The sequence below is a fragment of the Hymenobacter guriensis genome, from assembly GCF_015773195.1.
GTDB lineage: Bacteria > Bacteroidota > Bacteroidia > Cytophagales > Hymenobacteraceae > Hymenobacter > Hymenobacter guriensis.
Window position 1 is genome coordinate 62954 of sequence record NZ_JADWYK010000005.1, and the last position, 18451, is coordinate 81404.

Genomic DNA, 18451 nt, shown 5'->3' on the forward strand with positions numbered 1-18451 from the left:
TTTGGAATGGCTGCCTCCGCAGGCAACCCGAAAACAGCCCGGTAACCACAAAATCATTCTGCCATTTACTCCTCCACGTCTACCAGCCGGTAGCGCACCGCGGACTTCTTGGGGCGGATATCGATGCCGATGTAGTGGGCGTAGACTTTGGTGAAGCAGGCGCCAAAGTAGAAAATCATGGCCGAGTAGAACACGAACAGCAGCACCAGCACCAGGCTGGAAGCCGGCCCGTAAATCGGCCCCAGGTTGCGCTGCACCAGCAGATGCCCGAGAATATACTCGCCGATGTCAATGAACACAGCCGTGAGAACCGCCCCGCGCAGCACGGCCCGCCAGGGCACTTTCGCTAGGCTGAGGTTGCGAAACGTGGCCGCAAACCAGGCTGCCAGAATCAGCAGGGAAACCGTCTGATTGAGCACTTGCACCAGAAAGTAGCCAAAGGTGGCGTCGAAGTCCTTGATGTAATCGGCAAAGAGGGCCAGAATGGTATCGGAGGTGAAGGCCAGCACCGTGAGCAGGGCCGTAGCCAGCAGGGCGCCCAGGGACCGAACCCGCTCTTTCAGCACCTTGGAGAGCTGGCGGGTGGTGCGCCGGGGTCGGATATTCCAGAGCTGGTTGAGCGAGTTCTGAATGACCACAAACAGCGTGGTGGCAATAAAAAGCAGAAACCCAAACCCCAGCCACGACACCAGCCGGCTGCGCTCCACGTTGGTTACGTTATCCAGAATCTGCTGCACCAGCTCGGCCGCCGACGCCCCCAGCAGGTTGGCCAGCTTGGTAAGCAGCAGCCCGCGCACGATGGAAGCGGAATACAACGAACCCAGCAGCTGCACCAGGATGATGAGAATGGGCGGCAGGGCAAACGAGGTGAAAAACGCCGTGGCCGCGCCCAGGCGTAGCGGGTCATTGGCACCCAGCTCCTGGGCCGCCTTGCGCAGCAGCAGAAAGAAATCCGTCCACAGTTTGGGCCGGGGCTGGCCGGGCTCTCGTACTTTTGTCATCAGTTGCCTCACCCACCCGGTGAGCGAAGGGCCGCAGGTGCGCCGTGCGAAGATACGCGCCGCCGGAGCACTTTTTCATGTACTTTCAGCTCCTTTCTGTGTCGATACCGCCTGCGCCCGTGCCCGAATCTGCCCCGCCTGGCTGGCTGCGGCGCAAGCTGCTTATGCCGTTGCTGAACATCCTGAAACAGGGTCTCACACCCCGGCAGCTGGCCCTCACGGTGGCGCTGGGCATCAGCTTCGGGCTGGTGCCGCTGCTGGGCGTCACCACGCTCATGGCCACCGCCGTGGGCTTGCGGCTGCGGCTGAACGTGGCCGCTCTGCTGCTGGTAAGCCACCTGATGAGCCCCCTGCAGTTGCTGGCTCTGATTCCGCTGCTGCAGTGGGGTGCCCGGCTGCTGGGCGGAGCCGGCCAGAGCCTGAGCCTGGCCCGGCTACAGTATTACTTCAACCACGACTGGGCCGGGGGGCTGAGCTTGCTGTGGCGGGCCGAGCTGGGCGCACTGCTGCTGTGGGCGGCCGCGTCGGTGCCGGTAGTGGCGGTGCTGTACGTGGCCCTGCAGCCGGTTTTTGCCCGCCTGCTGGCCCGGCAGGCCCAGGCACGCGTGGAGTAGCGCGCCCAGCAAACCAGACCCGCTAAAAACACGCCGGCTTCCGTCAGGAAAGACGGAAGCCGGGGCTAACCAACAATTCAGCGGGAACTACGCCTTCTGATATACCGGCTCGGTCTGGCGGAAGTAGGCGGCCAGCGGATCATCGGCGGCCGTGCTGATAACCATCATATCTACCAGTTCGCCTTCCCGCAGGTGGGGCTGCACAAACGGGCCCATTTCCTGGAGGAAAGCGGGGTCTTCGCCCTCAATATCAAAGCCCAGCAGCAGGCGTGGCGGTTCGGGGCTGCCTTCCACCTGCAGCTGCGCCAGGTACACGGCTTTCACCAAAGGCTGGGCCTGGCTGAACTCGCGCACGGAATCGGCCAGGGCGGTGGGGTAGTCGGCGGGCTGACCGAGCTGCACCCGGGTTTCGGGCGCCGCTTCCTGGGACGTGTCTTCGATCAGGTTGCCCGAGAGCAGCTCTTCCAGCTCCTGGGCCGTGAGTAGCTTGCCTACGGGTGAGAACGGGTTGAGCACGCACTCGGCCCCGCGCACCATGTTGAAGAAGTCGAAGCCGCGCATGCGCAGGTAGGGCATGCCCTCGGGTACGATACCGCCCTCAAACACCCGCTCCACGGAGCTGAAGATGGGTAGCTTGTTGTCGTTGAGCATCTGCAGCTGTATTTCCGAGCCGGGCTCAATGGTGATTTCGCCCGAGTCGCGGCCTTCAGCGGGCAGCGGCAGGATAATCAGCTCGTGGCTCAGCAGCTGCTGGTAAAAGATGGGACGAAATTCCGGCTCGTTGGCGGCGCGCATCAACGCTTCTTCCAGCGCATTGGTGGGCACAAATGCCGGCTGGGGCGGCATCGGGGGAATGGGCGGCACGGGCATCGGCGGCATCACCGGAACCGGCGTGGCCGTGGGCGAAGTGAACTGCTGGCGCGAATAGCGCGGCCCTTTGCGCTCCGTCGTGGGCGCCGGGGCATCGGGCGTAGTCGGTGCTGCGGGTTGGGCGGCCGGCGTGGGGGTAGGCGTACTGTCGTTTTTCTTTTTCAGGAAATCAAATAGTCCCATTGCGGAGTCAGATTCGGGGTGAAGCTGCAAGCTAAGGAGGTTTTGGGGAAGATGCACCCCGCCACCGCCGCTAAAACCACAGGCCTAGTGGGCCGTTTGCTGCCAGCGCCGCAGAAAATCCTGGCGGAAGGCGGCGCCCAGGGGCAGCACCTGCCCGGCCACCGTCAGCTGCTGGCTTTCCAGCCGCTCTACCCGGCGCAGGGGCACCACGTAGGACTTATGCACCCGCACAAACTCCGCTTCCGGCAGCTCCGTGAGCAGGCGGCGCAGTGTATCCGTCACTACTAAGCGGCCGCCCGCCGTGTGCACCTTCACGTAGTTGCCGTAGGCTTCCAGCAGATGAATATCGGCCAGGGGTACCCGGTGGGTGGTAGCCCCATCGCGCAGGAGCAGGGCGGCCGAAGCCTCGGGTGCCGTGGCCGGGCCAGGTGCCGGAGTTGAATTAGCAGCAGCTGCCGGCGTGGTAGGGCGCAGGCGGCCCACGGCTTTCAGAAACCTGGGGAAAGGCACGGGCTTTACCAGATAATCAATCACGCCGTGTTCGTAGCTTTCCAGGGCAAACTCGCTGTGGGCCGTGGTTAGAATAACGGGCGGGCGCTGGGGCAGGGCCTGCAGCAGCTCCAGTCCGCTCATTTCGGGCATCTGAATATCCAGCAGCACGGCATCTACGGGGTGCTGGTGCAGAAACGCCAGGGCCTCGGCGGCGGTGTAGCAGTGGCCGGCCACGGTGAGGTGGGCCACCCGTCCAATGTACGTGCGCAGCACCTCATGCGCCAAGGGCTCATCGTCTACAATCAGCACGCGCAGGGGAGCGGGGTTCATAGGGTCAGGTGCAAGTCGGTGCAGAATTCGGTGGCCGAGGCTTCGGCGCGCAAGGTATGCCGGCCGGGGTATAAAAGGGCCAGGCGCTGGCGGGTGTTGACCAGGCCGGTGCCCGCTCCACCGCCGGTATCGGTGGCCGGGGGCAGGGCGTTGCGCAAGCTCAGGTGCAGCTGTCCGGCTTCCAGCGTCAGCTTTATCGTCACAAAAGAGCCCTGTGCGCGGCGCGTGCCGTAGGTGAAGGCATTTTCGATTAGGGCCAGAAACAGCAGGGGCGGCACCGCGAAGCCCGCGGCCTGCTCGGGTGCGGGTAGCTCTACCACCAGCGGGCAGCGGGCTCCCAGGCGCAGGGCCTGCAGGGCGGTATAGCTGCGCAGGTAGTCCAGCTCTTCCTGCAAGGGTACGCGGGGGCGCTGGGTGCTGTCGAGCTGGTAGCGCATGAGTCCGGAAAGCGCCAGGAGCATGTCGGGCGTCTGGGAGCTTTGGGTGAGGCTGAGGGCGTAGAGGCTGTTGAGGGTATTAAACAGGAAGTGGGGGTTCACCTGGGCTTCGAGCAGGCGCAGCTGCTGGTCGCGCTCCAGCAGCTGGGTGCGCAGGCGGGTGCGGCGCTGGGTGATGGAGCGCCACACCATGAGCACGCCCATGGCCAGCAGCTGCACAAACAGTACGTTGAAGCTGCTGTGTCCCCACGAATCCTGGGCATAGAAGCCGGCAAACACCAGCTTGAGTACCCCGCCCAGCAGCAGCGACCAGGCCAGCAGCGCGGCTAGGTACAAAAAGTACCGGCCCTGGTCGAGCAGGCGCGGCACCAGCACCAGGTGGTTCAGGTACACTGCCCCCACAGTAGGCAGCAGCAGGTACACCAGAAACTCGCGAAAGACGTGCCAGGGAAAGTCCCCGGTCAGGAAGCGGCGGTCGGCCACCACCGACAGGGCAAGCATGGACGACCACACCAGCGCGTCTCGGAGCGTAAGCCGAAGCCAGGCGGGCAGCCCCTTGCGGGAAGCCGGAAGAACAGAAGTAGCCATATAGTAGCCGGCGCCTTACCAACCAGCAAGGCTCAGGACGAAAGTAGAGGATAGGGCGGCGGCCGCCAACCCCGCGTGACCAACGTGGGTTATCCGGGCAGGTAAGGTGTTCATCCTTTTTTCCGGTGGGTTGGTCCGGCCGTTTTTTATTCCTGCCATAGGTCCGGCAGTTTTGGGCATCGAAACGGCGTTGTGCAGCGTGGGTTTTGAGAAAAGCCTTTCCTTTTGTTCGCCAATCTGATCTATGAAAACATCTTCCCTCCTTACTCTTGCCCTCGGCGGTCTGCTAACCACTACGGCTGCTGTTGCTCAAACCGCTAATGGTCCCGCCGGCACCTGGCAGGGGAGCTTGAAGCTACCTTCCGGGGACCTGCAAACGGTGTTCACCCTGGCCGGCACCACGGCCGCGCTCAGCGGAACCTTGTCGGTACCCCAGCAGGGGCTGAAAGACATGCCCCTCACCCGGGCTGTGCTGCGCGCCGATAGTTTGTACCTGACGCTCACGCCCCTGGAAGCCCGGTTTATCGGTCGGTTCTCGCCCGATCAGCAGCAGGTTTCAGGCTTGTGGCAGCAGGGCGGCGCCGAAATGCCCCTCACGCTAACGCACGGTGCGGCCCCCGCTAAGGCGGCCCTGCGCCGCCCCCAAACGCCTAAAGGTCCGCTTCCTTACCAAAGCCAGGACGTAAGCTTCTCCAACCCGAAAGCTAAGCTGAGCCTGGCTGGCACGCTCACTCTGCCGAAAGGCAAGGGCCCCTTTCCGGCGGTGGTGCTGGTGAGCGGCTCCGGACCCCAGGACCGCAACGAATCCATTCTCGGCCACCAGCCCTTCCTCGTGCTGGCCGACTACCTCACCCGCCAAGGCTTTGCCGTGCTGCGCTACGACGACCGGGGCACGGCTCAGTCCGGGGGCACGTTTGCCGACGCCACCACCGCCGACTTCACAACCGATGCGCAGGCGGCCTTAGCTTACCTGCGCACCCGCCCCGACATCAGGCCCGCCCAAGTAGCGCTGATCGGCCACAGTGAAGGCGGGCTGATAGCCTGGCAAGCGGCCTCCCAGCCCGGCGGGCCCAACCTGGTGGTGACGCTGGCCGGCCCCGGCCTTGCCGGCGACGCCGTGCTGCTGCGCCAGCAACAAGACATTGGCCGGGCGCAAGGCATGGACACGGCCTCACTGGGTGAGATGCGACGCGTCAACGGGGCGCTGTTCGCCGAGCTGCGCCGCCAGCCGGTCAGCACCAGCACCGAGGCGCTGACCAAGCTGCTGGTTGCTCGCGTGCAACAGCTGCAACCACAGGTAAGCTCAGAGGAAGCCCAGCAGGGAGTAGCCCAACTCACCGGCCCATGGATGCGCTATTTTCTCACAACGGACGTGGCCACTTATCTGCAGAAAGTAAAAGTGCCCGTGCTGGCGCTCAACGGCGCCAAAGATACCCAGGTGGCCGCCGCAGAAAATCTGCAAGCCATTGAGCAGGGCCTGAAATCTGCCGGTAACCGCGACGTCACGGTGCGGTCATTGCCCGGCCTCAACCACCTCTTTCAAACTGCCGACACTGGAGCTCCCCAGGAGTACGTGGGCCTAGAAGAAACCTTCGCCCCGGCGGCTCTGGAGGCTATAGGAACCTGGCTAAAGACGCACACGAGCGGCAAGTAGCTAAGGCAATAAGTGTGTATTAATAGTTGTCCTGCTTAATCTGGCGTCCGCGGAGTCGAAATATCTTTCCTGCTACTCAACGAATCGGTAGAGATGCTTCGACTCCGCGGACGCCAGATTAAGCAGGACAGGAATTCTTGTTTTTCTAAGGCAAAAGCTTATTGCCCGTCGGAGCCGTTGCAGGGTGCCAGCAGCTCCGAAACTTCCCGGATAGTGTAGGGCTCGTTGTGGTTGCCCCAGTTCTGCTGCACAAAGTTCAGCAGGTTCGCAATCTGCGAGTCGGTGAGGTCGGGGTGGCCGGGCATCACCTGGTTGTACTCCACCCCATTGACGACCACCGGTCCGCGCTGGCCCTTGCGCACCAGACAGGGCAGGGTGGCGCGGTGGCGCGTTACATAGTCGGAGGCGGCGACAGGCGGAATCAGGCGGCGCAGGCCTTCACCCTGCTCGCCGTGGCAGCTGGCGCAGTGCGACTGGTAGAGCCTGGCGCCTTCGTTCTGGCGGTTGGAAAAGCAGCCGCCCACGCTCAGAGCCACCGCCAGGACCGCGGCCGCCTGCAGGCTGGTGCGCAGCCAGCGCATCAGTTAGCTGCGGTGGCCGCGGTTTGCTCTTCCTCTTTCAGCAGCACGGGCAGCTCCCGGATGAGACGGTCTACCTCGGCTTTTACCATTCCATCATAGAGGCCGCGCACGTGGCCTTTGCTGTCGACCAACGCAAAGGTGCCATTGTGGGCTACGCCGCCCGGCGCTTCCTTATCAGGCTGCGCTGCCGTGAAGTAGGCGTGAGCCAGCCCAAAAACGGTGTCGCGCGCGGCCGTGGCGAAGTGCCACTGGCTGGCGTCCTTCACGCCCAGCCGCTCGGCGTAGTCGCGCAGAACGAGGATGGAGTCGTGGTCCGGGTCGATGGTGTGGGAGAGGAAGGCCACGCGCGGATTGCCTTTGTAACGCTCGTACACCCGCAGCAGCTCGCTCTGCATTTTGGGGCAGATGCTGGGGCAGGTAGCAAAGAAAAAGTCCGTCACGTACACCTTGCCGGCAAACGTAGCTTTGGTAACAGGCTGACCCTGTTGGTTGGTCAGGCGAAACGTGGGCACCACGGCAAACACCGTATCGGCCGGGCCACCGTCGGCGCGGGGCTTTACTTCCCGCTCTCCGATGTAGGGCAGGGTAGCCGCTTTATCGGTAGCAGAATCAAGCGAGCAGGAAGCCAGCAGCAAGCCGGCCGACCAAGCCAGTGCGCTACTGCGCAAAGCCTGGCGAATGAAAAAGCGTGTCATAGAGAAGAAGGAGAAGCGGCCGCCGGGGCCGCGGGCAATAGGGCCTGCGCGGAGTCGAGGCTGCTGTTCATGAGAAGGCCAACGGAATCGATGCGCTGCTGCTGCCGGGCAAAGTAGACCAGCTGCCGGGCGGGCGCCACGGTATCGGCGGGCTTGCGGTACTGGTGCATCCAGCCCATCATGGCGCTTTCGGCGGCCAGCAGGGCACGCCTACGGGTTGCCACGCCCGCGGAGTCGGCGGCGGGTAGGGCCTGCAGCTGCTGGCGGCGGGAATAGAGCTGGTCCATCCGCGCCATCAGCGAGTCGTGGGACGCCAGCACGCGCTGCTCGGCGGCAGCTACCTGCTCGGCGGGGTTGGGCGAGGAAGTGCAGGCGGGGAGCAGAGCACTTAAGCCAATGAGGAGGGCAACAACAATCGAAAACGTACGCACGCGGCAAAGGTACAGCACGATTGGCAACCATGCTCGTCCATTGGCCGGGTTACCAGTTGGAATGCAGCTCGGCGTAGTGCCAGAGCCACGCAGCCAGCGTCCAGGTGCCCCAGAGCAGCAGCCCAAAGCCCAGCAGCAGCACCAGGACCACTACCACCATCAGGCCTTTGCCGCTGCCCTGGTAGCGGCCTTCCTGGTAGTGGCGGCGCAGGAGCTGCACGTTCCGGTCGTTGGCTTTGTAGGCAAAATCAAAAATATTGCCCAGGATGGGAATGGAGCCAATGAGCGAATCCAGCACCACGTTGATAACCATCCGCATAATCAGGCTGCCGCTGGCTCCGTGGCGGAACATGGTCATGATCAGCACCCCGGAAATGGCCATCGACGGCAGGTTGCCCACTACCGGTATCAGGCCCATAATGGGGTCGAGGCCGAAGCGCCAGGTGGTGCCGGGCACGCGAAACTGGCTGTCCATGAGGCGGGAAATGTGCGAAACCCAGCGCAGGCGCTCATCCTGGTCGAAGGAAGTAGGGGTAGCCGGGGAAACAGGAGAGGAGGCCATAAGGGGAGAGGTTATGGCCTTGTAACGCAACTTCGCGGAAAATGATAAGCCAACCTATTTCGCCGAGCAGCAGTTATACCCCGACGATCTGATCATCAACCATCACACACTTACCAATCACCACTATGGAACAACGCACGCTGGGCCGGCAGGGCCTCACGGTATCGGCCCTGGGCCTGGGCTGCATGGGCATGTCGGACTTCTACGCCGGCCGCGACGACGCCGAAAGCACGCGCACCCTGCACCGCGCCCTGGAGCTGGGCATCACGTTTTTCGACACGGCCGACATGTACGGGCCCTATACCAACGAGGAGTTGGTGGGCCGCGCCCTGCGCGAGCAGCGGCAGCAGGTGGTGCTAGCCACCAAATTTGGCATTCAGCGCGACCCCAACGACCCGACGCGGCGCGGCATCAGCGGGCGGCCGGAATACGTGCGTGAAGCCTGCGAAGGCAGCCTGCGCCGCCTTGGTACCGACTACATCGACCTGTACTATCAGCACCGCGTGGACCCCAATACGCCCATTGAGGAAACTGTGGGGGCTATGGCCGAGCTGGTGCAGGCGGGCAAAGTGCGCTACCTGGGCCTGTCCGAAGCCTCGGCTGACACCATTCGGCGGGCCCACGCCGTGCACCCCATCACGGCCCTGCAAAGCGAGTACTCCCTCTGGAGCCGTGACCCGGAAGATGGTGTGCTGCAGACCTGCCGCGAGCTGGGCATTGGGTTTGTGCCGTACTCGCCCCTGGGCCGGGGCTTCCTCACGGGGCAGATTCAGCGGTTTGAGGATTTGGCCGCCGACGACTACCGCCGCTTCACGCCGCGCTTTCAGGGGGAGAATTTCCAGAAAAACCTGGACCTAGTAGCGCGCATCCGCGAAATGGCCGAGCAGAAAAACTGTACGGCCGGCCAGCTGGCGTTGGCCTGGGTGCTGGCCCAGGGTACCGACGTGGCTCCCATTCCTGGTACGAAGCGTGTGAAGTATCTGGAAGAAAATGTGGGTGCCCTCAACGTGTCACTCACTGCCGAAGAGCTGCAACTACTAGACGAACTCGCGCCTCAGGCCGCCGGCTTACGCTACCCCGCCGAGATGATGAAATCGGTGAACGGGTAGAAACTCATGGTCATACTGAGCTTGTCGAAGCATGACCATTTACCGGAAAGCAGCACCTTATTTCCCCAGCGGCGGAAGCAAATCAATCCAGCCATCTTCGCTTACCACGATGGCCAGGCAGGGGTAGCGGCTGGTTTCCACGTAGCGCACAGCGGAGTTGAAGCGGGACCCGCGCGAGGAGTCGCCTTTGGCCGTGGCCAGCCCATCCAGAATTGCGCCGATGCCGAAGCAGGTGCCCTGGGGGTCGATGAGCACAGCCCCGTCGATGTTGGTGACCAAACGCACCATGGCCGGGGTGATGCGCGTGGGCGTGACGCGGTAGCACTGCGTGGCCAGGCGGCGGGCTTCCTGGGCGGCACCATCCGAAATCAGGAGGATGGTACCCGTAGGCTGGGAGGTGGCACTTAGCGCCAACGACCACAGATACTCCACCCCCGAGGCATCCATGTCGGGCCAGTTGCGGCGGATGGCCCGCTCGAAGTTTCGCTCATCTACCCGGGAGCGGGGCAGGCGCGGCGTGTTCGATACCACGCGCATCATCACCTCCCCGGCGTGGCTGAGGTCCCAGCTGTAGTGCTTGGTGAAGTGCACCATGAACAGGGGCTCATAGTTGGGGTCGTCCAGCTCTACCACCTCGCCCAGGCCAAAGAGGTTAGCTGCGTCGCTCATCAATGCCACGTTTTCCTCGCTCAGCTCCAGGAGCTTGCGCATCGACCGATGGTCGCGCAGGGCAATGGGTGTTTCCAGCAGCAGCACAGGGCGCACCGCCGGGTGGTTGCGGCGTGATAAAGCCATCAGGCCCACGCCTTCGTCGCCCTCGTGGCGCAAGGCAGCAATGCCGTTGCAGGCATCGTAGAGGCCGTGGTTGCCATTGCCGACGGCCAGCATAAAGCGGCGGCCGGCGGCCCGCAGCAGCTCGTTGTAGTCGCGGTCGAGAATGGGACGGTCCTCATCCAGATCCGACTCGCGCAGGGCCCGCAGGCAGTCGTGCAGAAACTCCTGCACCGTGGCCTGCAGCAGGGAGCCGGCGCGGCCGTGCGGTGCCGAGGGCAAAGCGTAGTGGCTATGATAGGCCTCGGCGTTCATCTGCAACACCACCAGAATCTGGTAGTTGTTTACGCTCACCGGCTGGGAGCAGAACGACACCCGGGCCTCGGCCGGAGTAGCGGCTTCTAGGTCGGCAATGGTGGCTTCGGTGGCGCGGCGGAGCAGGTTATACCAGCGCAACTTCTCAAACCGGTCGTGGTCGTTGGGGTGCAGGTGATACACCACCTCGCGGGGGCCTTCGGGCTCCAGCTGCATGGCCCGCGTTTTAACATCCTGAAACTGGGCAGGCCGGTAGCGGTGCGTGGGGGGCTCAATTACCACGGCCGCGGGCTCGTTGGCTTCCTTGGCAGCGGCCAGCCCGAGCAGGAAAACCTCGGGGCGCAGGTTACGGTCAAGTAAATTAAAAATTCCTTCGGCAAACAGCTGGGCGGAAACGCGGAAGAGGCTTTTCTGGGAATCCCACATGGGCAACGATGGGCAGCCGCGCAGCGGCACTAAAGGGGCAGGTAGCCCGTGTACGCAAATTCGGGGGCAAAAGGTGGCTCTGCGCGCTGGTTTTAGGCCAACTATCATTCGGCCCGCAGGTTGTCCCCCGGCAAGGTACTGCGGCTGGCAACTTTCTGAAGCCGCTTTAGTATCTTGGTATTACCGCTTTATCCCACCGCTATGTATGTAGATCTACGATTTTCGATCCTGCTCGCAGTGGTACTGCTGCCCCTGCTGACGGGCTATTGCGCCTACACGCACGGTCGGTCGTTCCGGCTATGGTTTGCGCTGGGGTGCCTGCTGCCTGTAGGTTCTTTTTTCGTGCTCGTGGCCCTGCTTTACCGCCAGCTGGCCGACCCCGGTGAGCAGCTGCTGCTGGAAGCCAAAGCCATTCTGGCCACCGCCGAGGAAGAAGAGTTGATGAAGAAGGAAGAATGAGCTATTGCGAGGCGAGGCCGAAGCAGTGACAAGGCGTCAGGCCTGCTTTAAATACCCCAGCATAGCGCGGGCAACCCAGGCCCCGGTGCTGAAGCAGCCCTGTAGCAGGTAGCCGCCGGTGGGCGCTTCCCAGTCCAGCATTTCGCCGGCCACGAAGGTCCCCGGCCGCCGGCGCAGCATCAGTTCATCGGTGACTTCCGGCCACGCCACGCCCCCGGCCGAGCTGATGGCCTCTTCGAGCGGGCGCAACCCAGCCACGGGAATGGGTAGCTGGGTCAGCAGCCGGGCCAAGTCGTCAGCGTTGGTGGGTAGCTCGGGCACCAGCTCCCGTAGCAGCGTAGGCACTGGTGGCTTAAGGCGCAGCGTCTCGGCAAGGAACTTCGGCCACGATTGGCTTGCTCGTCGCTGCCGCAGCTTTTCCGCCAGTTGGGCCAGGGGCACATCAGGCTTCAGATTAAGGTGCAGATAGGCCGGCTCGCTGCTGGCCAGCGCAGCTCGTAGCTGAGGCGTGAGGGCATATACCGGCGTGCCTTCGAGCCCGTAGTCGGTGAGCATAATTTCGCCGCGCACGGGATGGCCGAGGCAACTCAGGGCCACGTTCTTAAGAGGCGCCCGCCCCACTTTCTCCCGGAAGAAGTCTGACCAGTCTACCTCGACCCCGCAGTTGCTGGCCGCGAAGGGCACGCACCGGATGCCCAGCTCTTCCAGCAGTGGCACCCAGCGGCCATCGGAGCCGGTTTTGGGCCAGCTGGCTCCCCCGAGGGCAAGCAGCGTAGCAGACGGGTGCAGGATGAGTTCGGTACCGGTAGCTTCGTTTAGGAGAGGCAGCCCGGTTGCCCCGGCAAAGCCCAGCCAGCGGTGGCGGGTATGCACCTGCACCCCAAGCTCGTGCAGGCGGCGCAGCCAGGCGCGAAGCAAATCGGCGGGCTTGTGCTCGGGCCGCGGAAATACCCGCCCACTGGTGCCCACAAAGGTGTTGATGCCCAGATCCAGCGCCCAGGCGCGCAGGTCGGTAGGAGAGAAGTGCGCCAGAAACCGCGCAAACTCAGTGGCATGAAGACCGTAGCGGCTGGCAAATACATCCTCCGGCTCGGCGTTGGTGAGGTTGAAGCCGCCGTGCCCGGCCACCAGAAACTTGCGGCCCACGGTGTTCTGCGCCTCAAACACGGCTACTCGACGGCCCGCCTCGGCCAGCCGCTGAGCCGCCAGCAGGGCCGCCGGGCCACCACCAATAATGGCTATTTCGGGAAGGGAAGACGCGGGTTGCACCCGGCAAAAGTACGCAGCCGTTTTCAGGGGTGAAGGAGTGCGTGGGTAAGAAACGAAATGAACCGGCGCGTAAGGGTAGTCCGACCTTAGGCCGCTTTCCTGCGTATCCGAAGCTCATTCCTGCTGACTTGCGTATGGGTCCTTACTCCATTCTGATCGGGCTGAGCCTGGCCATTATTCTCTCGTATCTGTTTGATCTGGCGGCCCGCGCCACCCGCATTCCGTCGGTGCTGATGCTGCTAGCCACCGGCATTGCCCTGCGCCAGACGGCCGATTACTTCGACGTGGCCGTGCGCGTGCCGCAGCTGATGCTGGAGCTGTTCGGCATCATCGGGCTGATTATGATTGTGCTGGAAGGGGCCCTGGACCTGGAGCTGCGCCACGAAAAAGCTCCCCTTATCCGGCGCTCCTTCGTGGCGGCCCTGCTCATTCTGGTGGTGCAGGCGGGGGCCATTGCCTGGCTGCTGCACCTGTACGTGGGCTCCTCGTTTCAGAGCTGCCTGATCAATGCCGTGCCGCTGGCCGTTATCAGCTCGGCCATTGCCATTCCCAGCGTGGCCAACCTGGGCGGCGAAAAACAGGAGTTCATCGTGTACGAAAGCACGTTTTCCGACATCCTGGGCATCATGCTCTTCAACTTCGCGGTGCAGGACAACTTCGCCCAGGGCGTGTCGGTCGTCACGTTTGCCCGCGACGTAGTGGCCGTGCTGGTGGTGGCAGTGCTCAGTACCGCCGCGCTGGCGTTTCTGCTCGACCGGATCCGGCTGCACGTCAAGTTTTTCCTCATTATTGCCTTCCTGGTGCTGGTGTACTCGCTGTCCAAGAAGCTGCACCTGTCCTCGCTGATTGTGGTGCTGGTGTTCGGGCTGGTGGTGAACAATGCCAAGCTGTTTCTGCAGGGCCCGCTGGCGCGCTGGTTTCGGCCCGAGCGTCTGCACGAGGAACTGCACCAGCTCAAGAGTATCACCGCCGAGTCGGCCTTCCTGATTCGCACGTTCTTCTTCCTGCTGTTCGGCTTTTCCATCACCCTCGGCAACGTGCTCAACGGCGGCCTGCTGCTGCAAGGCGTGCTGATTGTGGCGGTGCTCACGCTCATCCGGTTTTTCTACCTGCGCTACGTGGCGCGCACCGACCTTGTGCCTGAGCTGTTTATTGCGCCCAAAGGACTTATCAGTGTGCTGCTCTTCTACAGCATTCCGCAGGAGCACCTCATCGGCGAAATCAGCGAAAACATCCTCTTCGTCGTCATCCTGCTCACCGGCGTCATGATGATGGTCGGCCTGATGCTGGCCCCTAAGGAGCCGCAGCTGGGCGAGTATTAGCGAGTTAGTGACTTAGTGAGTTTTCTGTTCTGTCGTTGCGAGCAGCGCGAAGCAATCCGTCCTGTACAATACCAGACCCGTTCTTTTACCAGAAAGCCCCTGACGCCAGCGAAGACGTCAGGGGCTTTTCACATTTCAGGGCTTAGTGCGTTGCTCAGGGCGGATTGCTTCGGCTCTGCCTCGCAATGACAACTCGCTAATTCCCTCACTATTTCACCATCTCACCGCTAGTCCGACTCTTTGAGGAGCTGGCGGCGGTAGGCGGCCAGAATAGCGGATTTGAGCAGGAACCCGGCGTAGCGGCCTTCCTCTACCACGGGCAGGGCCCAGGCGCCCACCTGCTCCATGCAGCGCAGGGTATCCAGCATTGTGTCGTCGGGGTTCACAATGGCGGGGGGCTGGGTCATCAGGTCGCCCACGAGGGTGGTAGTGTAGTGGTCGTCGTCGAAGAGGGCGTCGCGCACGGTGTCCAGGCTCACGATGCCTAGTAACTCTCCACGTTCGTTTACGACTGGAAACAGGTTGCGCGTGGCGTGGCGGAAGATATCGACCAGCTCGCCCAGCGTATTTTCGGGCCGCACCGTCACAAAGTCGTTCTGGATAAGATGGTGCAGATCCAGCTGGGAAAGCAGGCCCCGGTCGCGGTCCTGGTGCATGTAGATGCCCTGCTTGGCCAGCTTACGGGTGTACACTGAATACGGCTCGAAATACTTGGTAACCAGATAGGAGCAAGATGTAACGGCCATCAAAGGCACGAACAGCGCGTAGCCGCCGGTAATTTCGGCAATGAGGAAGATGGCCGTGAGCGGGGCGTGCACCACGCCGGCCAGCATCCCGGCCATACCCAGCACAATGAAATGCACTTCCGGCACCGGGGTCATGCCACTCAGGTTGATGATGCGGGCGTACACGAAACCGGCCAGCGCCCCCACAAACAAAGAGGACCCAAACATGCCCCCGTTGCCGCCCGAGCCCACCGTGATGGTGGTGGCCACTACTTTCAGCAGCATACTACCAATGGCCACCAGCAGTACCAGCAGCACGCTGTCGTCGCGGTACACGGCAAACAAGGAGCCATCCACCAGCCGCTCCGACTGCCCGCTCAGCAGCAGCTGCACGATGTCGTAGCCCTCGCCGTAGAGCGGCGGGAAGATAAACACCAGCAGCCCCAGCGCTATGCCGCCCGCCACAATCTTATGGAAGGGGTTGGGCCACCGCTCATACAGCCGCTCGGCCAGAAAGTATACCCGAATCATGTAGACCGAGAGCAAGGCCGTGAACATGGCCAGCATAAGGTAAAACGGAATGGCCTCCACGGGCCAGGCAGTGGTAATAAGCACGAACGGCTGCCCGGCGTACAGCAGCTTGGACACCACCGTGGCCGTGGCCGAGGAAATAAGCAGGGGAATAAAGAACGGGGCCGACAGCTCCGAGAGAATGGCCTCCACCGCAAACAGCACCCCCGCAATGGGTGAGTTGAAGATGGCCGCCACGCCCGCCGCCGCCCCACACCCTACCAGCAGGCGCCGCTCGCGCCGGCCCACCCGCAGGATGCGCCCCACATTGGAGCCAATGGCCGAGCCCGTGACGGAAATAGGCGCTTCCAGCCCCGCCGAGCCTCCAAACGTGACCGTCAGAAACGAGGTGACCATCTGGGAATAGAGCTTGCTGCGCGGCACGATGCTGCCCTGGCGGGCAATGTTGTACACGATAGGCCCCACCCCCCGGCTTAACTGCCCGCCCAGGACGTAGCGCGTAAACAGCACCGACAGCGAAATGCCGAGAATGGGGTAGAGCGACAGCGCAAACACCCGGTATTGCTCGGGCACCCAGGCGAAAATGAGCCCCTGGCTGACGTGCACGGAGTTTTTGAGCAGTACCGCTGCCAGGCCCGCCAGCAAGCCCACCACAATGCTGAGCAGAATCAGGTATACCCGGTCGTTGACGTGGCGCAGCCGCCACAGCAACAAAGGGCCCAGCAGCCGGTGGATAACGTTTTTGGGCATAGCAGCGGAAAAAGCCGGCAGTTGGTGGTGGGCTGCGGGGTGGCGTGGGGTGGGAATGGGCACTACGGAGGCGCGCAGCCAGCGGGAGCAGAACGGCAGAAAGTTCGGCCAAGCGCCCGGCCGCGCTGCCACACTAACGGACAAGATGGAAAACTTACGCTGTAATCGGCCGAAAAAAATGGAATTACTGTACCGCCGCCGGGTGCGGATAGCCCTGCTCGGCCAGTAATTCCCTGATTCCCTGCATCAGCTCACTTTTCAGCAACTGGGTGCCGCGCCGGTAATCTTCGGAGAACGTCCAGAAATACACGTGCAGGGTGGCTACGGTACCGTCGGTTTTCTCCACGATAACGTAGGGCGTGTGCGGCTCCTCATTTTCCACATCCTGGTACTGGCGCACGAATTCCAGTACGAGCTCCTGGACCTTGTTGGGGCGCTTGTCCTGCTCAATATCAATAGCTACCAGGAAGTCCTGGCGGATGTGCCCATCGCGGGTGTAGTTGATGAGCGGCTCGCGCAGCACCAGGGCGTTGGGCAGGTAGATGTGCTTGCCGTCGAAAGTTTTGATAAGGGTAGTGCGCAGGTTGAGGGCTTCAACCCGGCCCATTAGCTCCTTGTTGTCGCGGATCTGAATGGTGTCGTGAATGCGGAAAGGACGGTTGAAAGCCAGCACCACACCGGCCAGAAAGTTCTCGGCAATGTCCTTGAGAGCAAAGCCCACTACAAAGGCAGTAAGGCCGGCCGCACCCAGCACGCCCGTCACCACGCCGGCGGCCCCTATCACCTGCATGGCCAGCAGCAGCCCCAGGCCAATGAAGGCCCACTTGCTCAGGCGGGTCAGGAACTCAGCCAGGAGCGGGTCGTGGGAGCGGGCCTGCAGGCGCCCGCCCAGCAGGCGGCTGAGCCGCTGCGCCACAAATACGGCAATAACCAGCAACACCAGGGCTACGGCCAGCTTCGGCAGCAAAAACAGGAAATGCGCCCAGTAAGTAGTGAGCACCTCGTAGAGGTCGTGAAGTAGCATAGCAGACGTACAAAGGGGGTAAAGCTTAACTGCCCCGGCTACCCATGGGCGCCGAGGCAGACGAGCCGTTGTACGGAAGGAGCTTCGTTCAAGATTCAGGGGTGGGCCGGGCTTATTCCAGGGCAGGCTTATTCATCCAGCGCCAGAAAATAAGCCCGCCCAGGGTATACGCCACCACGTCGAGGGGGTCGGCAATAACCCTGGGGTTAAAAAGCGGCAGCAGCAGCTCAAACCAGATGGCAATGACCACCCAGGTGCTGATAATCCAGGATAAGGGTAGCACAAAGCCCGGGCGACGGAAGTAGTAGCGGCGCATTATCCACAGCACCAGCGTAAGCTCTAGTGGCAGCGTCAGCAGGTCACCCAGGTGGGAGTTGATGAAGGCCGGCAGCGGGGGCCAGGGCGCCCAATAGCGGTTGATGCAGGAAAAGAGGTAAAGCACCGCGCCCACCCAAAACAAAGGCTTCCGCAGCTCCTGCGGAAGTCTTAGCCAGCCAATGCCGTTACCACCCATATAATGAAAGCAAGCAGGCCGGCAAACGCCAGTTGGCCGCCCCGGATGATGTATTTGAAAAACCGGACGAAGGAGCTGTCTTCGGGCTTTATCTCGATGAGCATCACCGCGGACATCTTAGCGTTGACCAGCTCTTCCCGCTCCTGCTCGTTGCGCCGCAGCTGCGGGTCCAGCAGTTGCCCGCACCGCTCGCACCGGTCGTCGCTTTGCTGCCGCCAGGCCGACCAGTGGGTGCAGTGCGGGCATTTTTTGGAGGAGGAAAGCAAGGAAGTATCCATGGCCCAAAAGTACGCGGCAATTGCCGGCTGCCCGGGTTAATCGGCCTACATAATGATGTGACTTTTCGCCTGCTTATTCCTCCATGATGTCCTCGTTCCAGAGGGCGGGCTCAGCGGCAATGAATTCCTCCATCATCTGCACACACTCAGGCAGGTCCAGGTCCACTACTTCCACGCCGTGGCTTTCCATGAACTCGCGGGCGCCGTCGAACGTGCGCGACTCGCCCACCACTACTTTCGGAATCTTGAACTGTACGATGGTGCCGGCGCACATAAAGCAGGGCATCAGGGTGCTGTAGATGACGGTGTTGCGGTAGCCCTCGGCCTGGCGGCCGGCGTTGTTGAGGCAGTCCATTTCGCCGTGCAGAATGGGGTTCAGCTCCTGCACGCGCTTGTTGTGGCCCCGGGCCACCAGCTTACCGTCGCGCACCAATACTGAGCCAATCGGAATGCCGCCCTGGGACCGGCCCAGCCGGGCTTCGTCGATGGCAGCTTGCATGAATTCGTCCATGAGAAAAGG

Annotated in this window: 20 protein-coding genes; 5 read left to right on the forward strand and 15 right to left on the reverse strand. The window is 62.5% G+C overall.

The features are described from left to right. Positions 1-65 precede the first annotated feature (65 nt). A complete protein-coding gene (locus I5L79_RS10020; RefSeq protein WP_196954911.1) occupies positions 66-1001 on the reverse strand; it encodes a YihY/virulence factor BrkB family protein in 936 nt (311 codons plus the stop codon). Positions 1002-1099: 98 nt separating this feature from the next. Here I5L79_RS10020 and I5L79_RS10025 point away from each other — a divergent pair, with 98 nt between their 5' ends. Continuing rightward, positions 1100-1615 (forward strand): DUF2062 domain-containing protein, encoded by a 516-nt coding sequence (locus I5L79_RS10025; protein ID WP_196954912.1) that lies wholly within the window; start codon positions 1100-1102, stop codon positions 1613-1615. Between the two features lie 87 nt (positions 1616-1702). Here I5L79_RS10025 and I5L79_RS10030 read toward each other — a convergent pair whose 3' ends face one another. The 3 genes from I5L79_RS10030 to I5L79_RS10040 all read right to left on the reverse strand — a co-directional run bounded on the left by I5L79_RS10030 (position 1703) and on the right by I5L79_RS10040 (position 4515). Then, positions 1703-2668: an enhanced serine sensitivity protein SseB C-terminal domain-containing protein gene (locus I5L79_RS10030; protein WP_196954913.1), complete on the reverse strand. Its 966-nt coding sequence runs from the start codon at positions 2666-2668 to the stop codon at positions 1703-1705. Positions 2669-2752: 84 nt separating this feature from the next. Further along, positions 2753-3490: a LytR/AlgR family response regulator transcription factor gene (locus tag I5L79_RS10035; RefSeq protein ID WP_196954914.1), complete on the reverse strand. Its 738-nt coding sequence runs from the start codon at positions 3488-3490 to the stop codon at positions 2753-2755. Next, entirely contained in the window at positions 3487-4515 is a 1029-nt protein-coding gene (locus I5L79_RS10040; RefSeq protein ID WP_196954915.1) for a sensor histidine kinase, read from the reverse strand. Before I5L79_RS10040 ends, I5L79_RS10035 begins: the two co-directional genes overlap by 4 nt. A gap of 244 nt (positions 4516-4759) precedes the next feature. On the opposite strand from I5L79_RS10040, the gene I5L79_RS10045 reads away from it, so the two are divergent. Next, a complete protein-coding gene (locus tag I5L79_RS10045; RefSeq protein WP_196954916.1) occupies positions 4760-6169 on the forward strand; it encodes an alpha/beta hydrolase family protein in 1410 nt (469 codons plus the stop codon). A gap of 158 nt (positions 6170-6327) precedes the next feature. On the opposite strand, the gene I5L79_RS10050 is transcribed toward I5L79_RS10045, so the two are convergent. From I5L79_RS10050 to I5L79_RS10065, 4 genes are read right to left on the reverse strand one after another with little or no spacing between them, the layout of a single operon-like run. Further along, positions 6328-6750: a c-type cytochrome gene (locus tag I5L79_RS10050; protein ID WP_196954917.1), complete on the reverse strand. Its 423-nt coding sequence runs from the start codon at positions 6748-6750 to the stop codon at positions 6328-6330. After that, a complete protein-coding gene (locus I5L79_RS10055; RefSeq protein WP_196954918.1) occupies positions 6750-7445 on the reverse strand; it encodes an SCO family protein in 696 nt (231 codons plus the stop codon). The genes I5L79_RS10050 and I5L79_RS10055 overlap by 1 nt, the downstream gene beginning before the upstream one ends. Further along, positions 7442-7876 carry a hypothetical protein gene (locus tag I5L79_RS10060; protein ID WP_196954919.1) on the reverse strand — a complete coding sequence of 145 codons (435 nt, stop codon included), beginning with the start codon at positions 7874-7876 and terminating at the stop codon, positions 7442-7444. Before I5L79_RS10060 ends, I5L79_RS10055 begins: the two co-directional genes overlap by 4 nt. A 49-nt stretch (positions 7877-7925) precedes the next feature. Further along, positions 7926-8438, reverse strand: coding sequence for a DUF4112 domain-containing protein (locus I5L79_RS10065; RefSeq protein ID WP_196954920.1), 513 nt, complete (start codon positions 8436-8438; stop codon positions 7926-7928). Positions 8439-8563: 125 nt separating this feature from the next. On the opposite strand from I5L79_RS10065, the gene I5L79_RS10070 reads away from it, so the two are divergent. Continuing rightward, positions 8564-9547 (forward strand): aldo/keto reductase, encoded by a 984-nt coding sequence (locus tag I5L79_RS10070; protein ID WP_196954921.1) that lies wholly within the window; start codon positions 8564-8566, stop codon positions 9545-9547. A 57-nt stretch (positions 9548-9604) separates the two neighbouring features. Here I5L79_RS10070 and I5L79_RS10075 read toward each other — a convergent pair whose 3' ends face one another. Then, positions 9605-11059 carry a diadenylate cyclase gene (locus I5L79_RS10075; RefSeq protein ID WP_196954922.1) on the reverse strand — a complete coding sequence of 485 codons (1455 nt, stop codon included), beginning with the start codon at positions 11057-11059 and terminating at the stop codon, positions 9605-9607. 201 nt (positions 11060-11260) lie between these two features. On the opposite strand from I5L79_RS10075, the gene I5L79_RS10080 reads away from it, so the two are divergent. Beyond that, on the forward strand, positions 11261-11518 hold the full coding sequence (locus tag I5L79_RS10080) for a hypothetical protein (protein WP_196954923.1): 258 nt from the start codon (positions 11261-11263) through the stop codon (positions 11516-11518). Between the two features lie 36 nt (positions 11519-11554). On the opposite strand, the gene I5L79_RS10085 is transcribed toward I5L79_RS10080, so the two are convergent. Continuing rightward, a complete protein-coding gene (locus tag I5L79_RS10085; RefSeq protein WP_196954924.1) occupies positions 11555-12787 on the reverse strand; it encodes a TIGR03862 family flavoprotein in 1233 nt (410 codons plus the stop codon). A 134-nt stretch (positions 12788-12921) separates the two neighbouring features. On the opposite strand from I5L79_RS10085, the gene I5L79_RS10090 reads away from it, so the two are divergent. After that, positions 12922-14109 (forward strand): cation:proton antiporter domain-containing protein, encoded by a 1188-nt coding sequence (locus I5L79_RS10090; protein ID WP_196954925.1) that lies wholly within the window; start codon positions 12922-12924, stop codon positions 14107-14109. Positions 14110-14336: 227 nt separating this feature from the next. On the opposite strand, the gene I5L79_RS10095 is transcribed toward I5L79_RS10090, so the two are convergent. From I5L79_RS10095 to I5L79_RS10115, 5 genes are all read right to left on the reverse strand, one after another. Next, positions 14337-16115: a chloride channel protein gene (locus I5L79_RS10095; protein WP_231403032.1), complete on the reverse strand. Its 1779-nt coding sequence runs from the start codon at positions 16113-16115 to the stop codon at positions 14337-14339. A 184-nt stretch (positions 16116-16299) separates the two neighbouring features. Then, entirely contained in the window at positions 16300-17139 is an 840-nt protein-coding gene (locus tag I5L79_RS10100) for a mechanosensitive ion channel family protein (protein ID WP_196954927.1), read from the reverse strand. A 112-nt stretch (positions 17140-17251) separates the two neighbouring features. Beyond that, positions 17252-17653 carry a hypothetical protein gene (locus I5L79_RS10105; protein ID WP_196954928.1) on the reverse strand — a complete coding sequence of 134 codons (402 nt, stop codon included), beginning with the start codon at positions 17651-17653 and terminating at the stop codon, positions 17252-17254. Continuing rightward, positions 17626-17931 carry a hypothetical protein gene (locus I5L79_RS10110; protein WP_196954929.1) on the reverse strand — a complete coding sequence of 102 codons (306 nt, stop codon included), beginning with the start codon at positions 17929-17931 and terminating at the stop codon, positions 17626-17628. Before I5L79_RS10110 ends, I5L79_RS10105 begins: the two co-directional genes overlap by 28 nt. 73 nt (positions 17932-18004) lie before the next feature. Beyond that, positions 18005-18442, reverse strand: coding sequence for a nucleoside deaminase (locus I5L79_RS10115; RefSeq protein WP_149069321.1), 438 nt, complete (start codon positions 18440-18442; stop codon positions 18005-18007). Between the last annotated feature and the right edge of the window lie 9 nt (positions 18443-18451).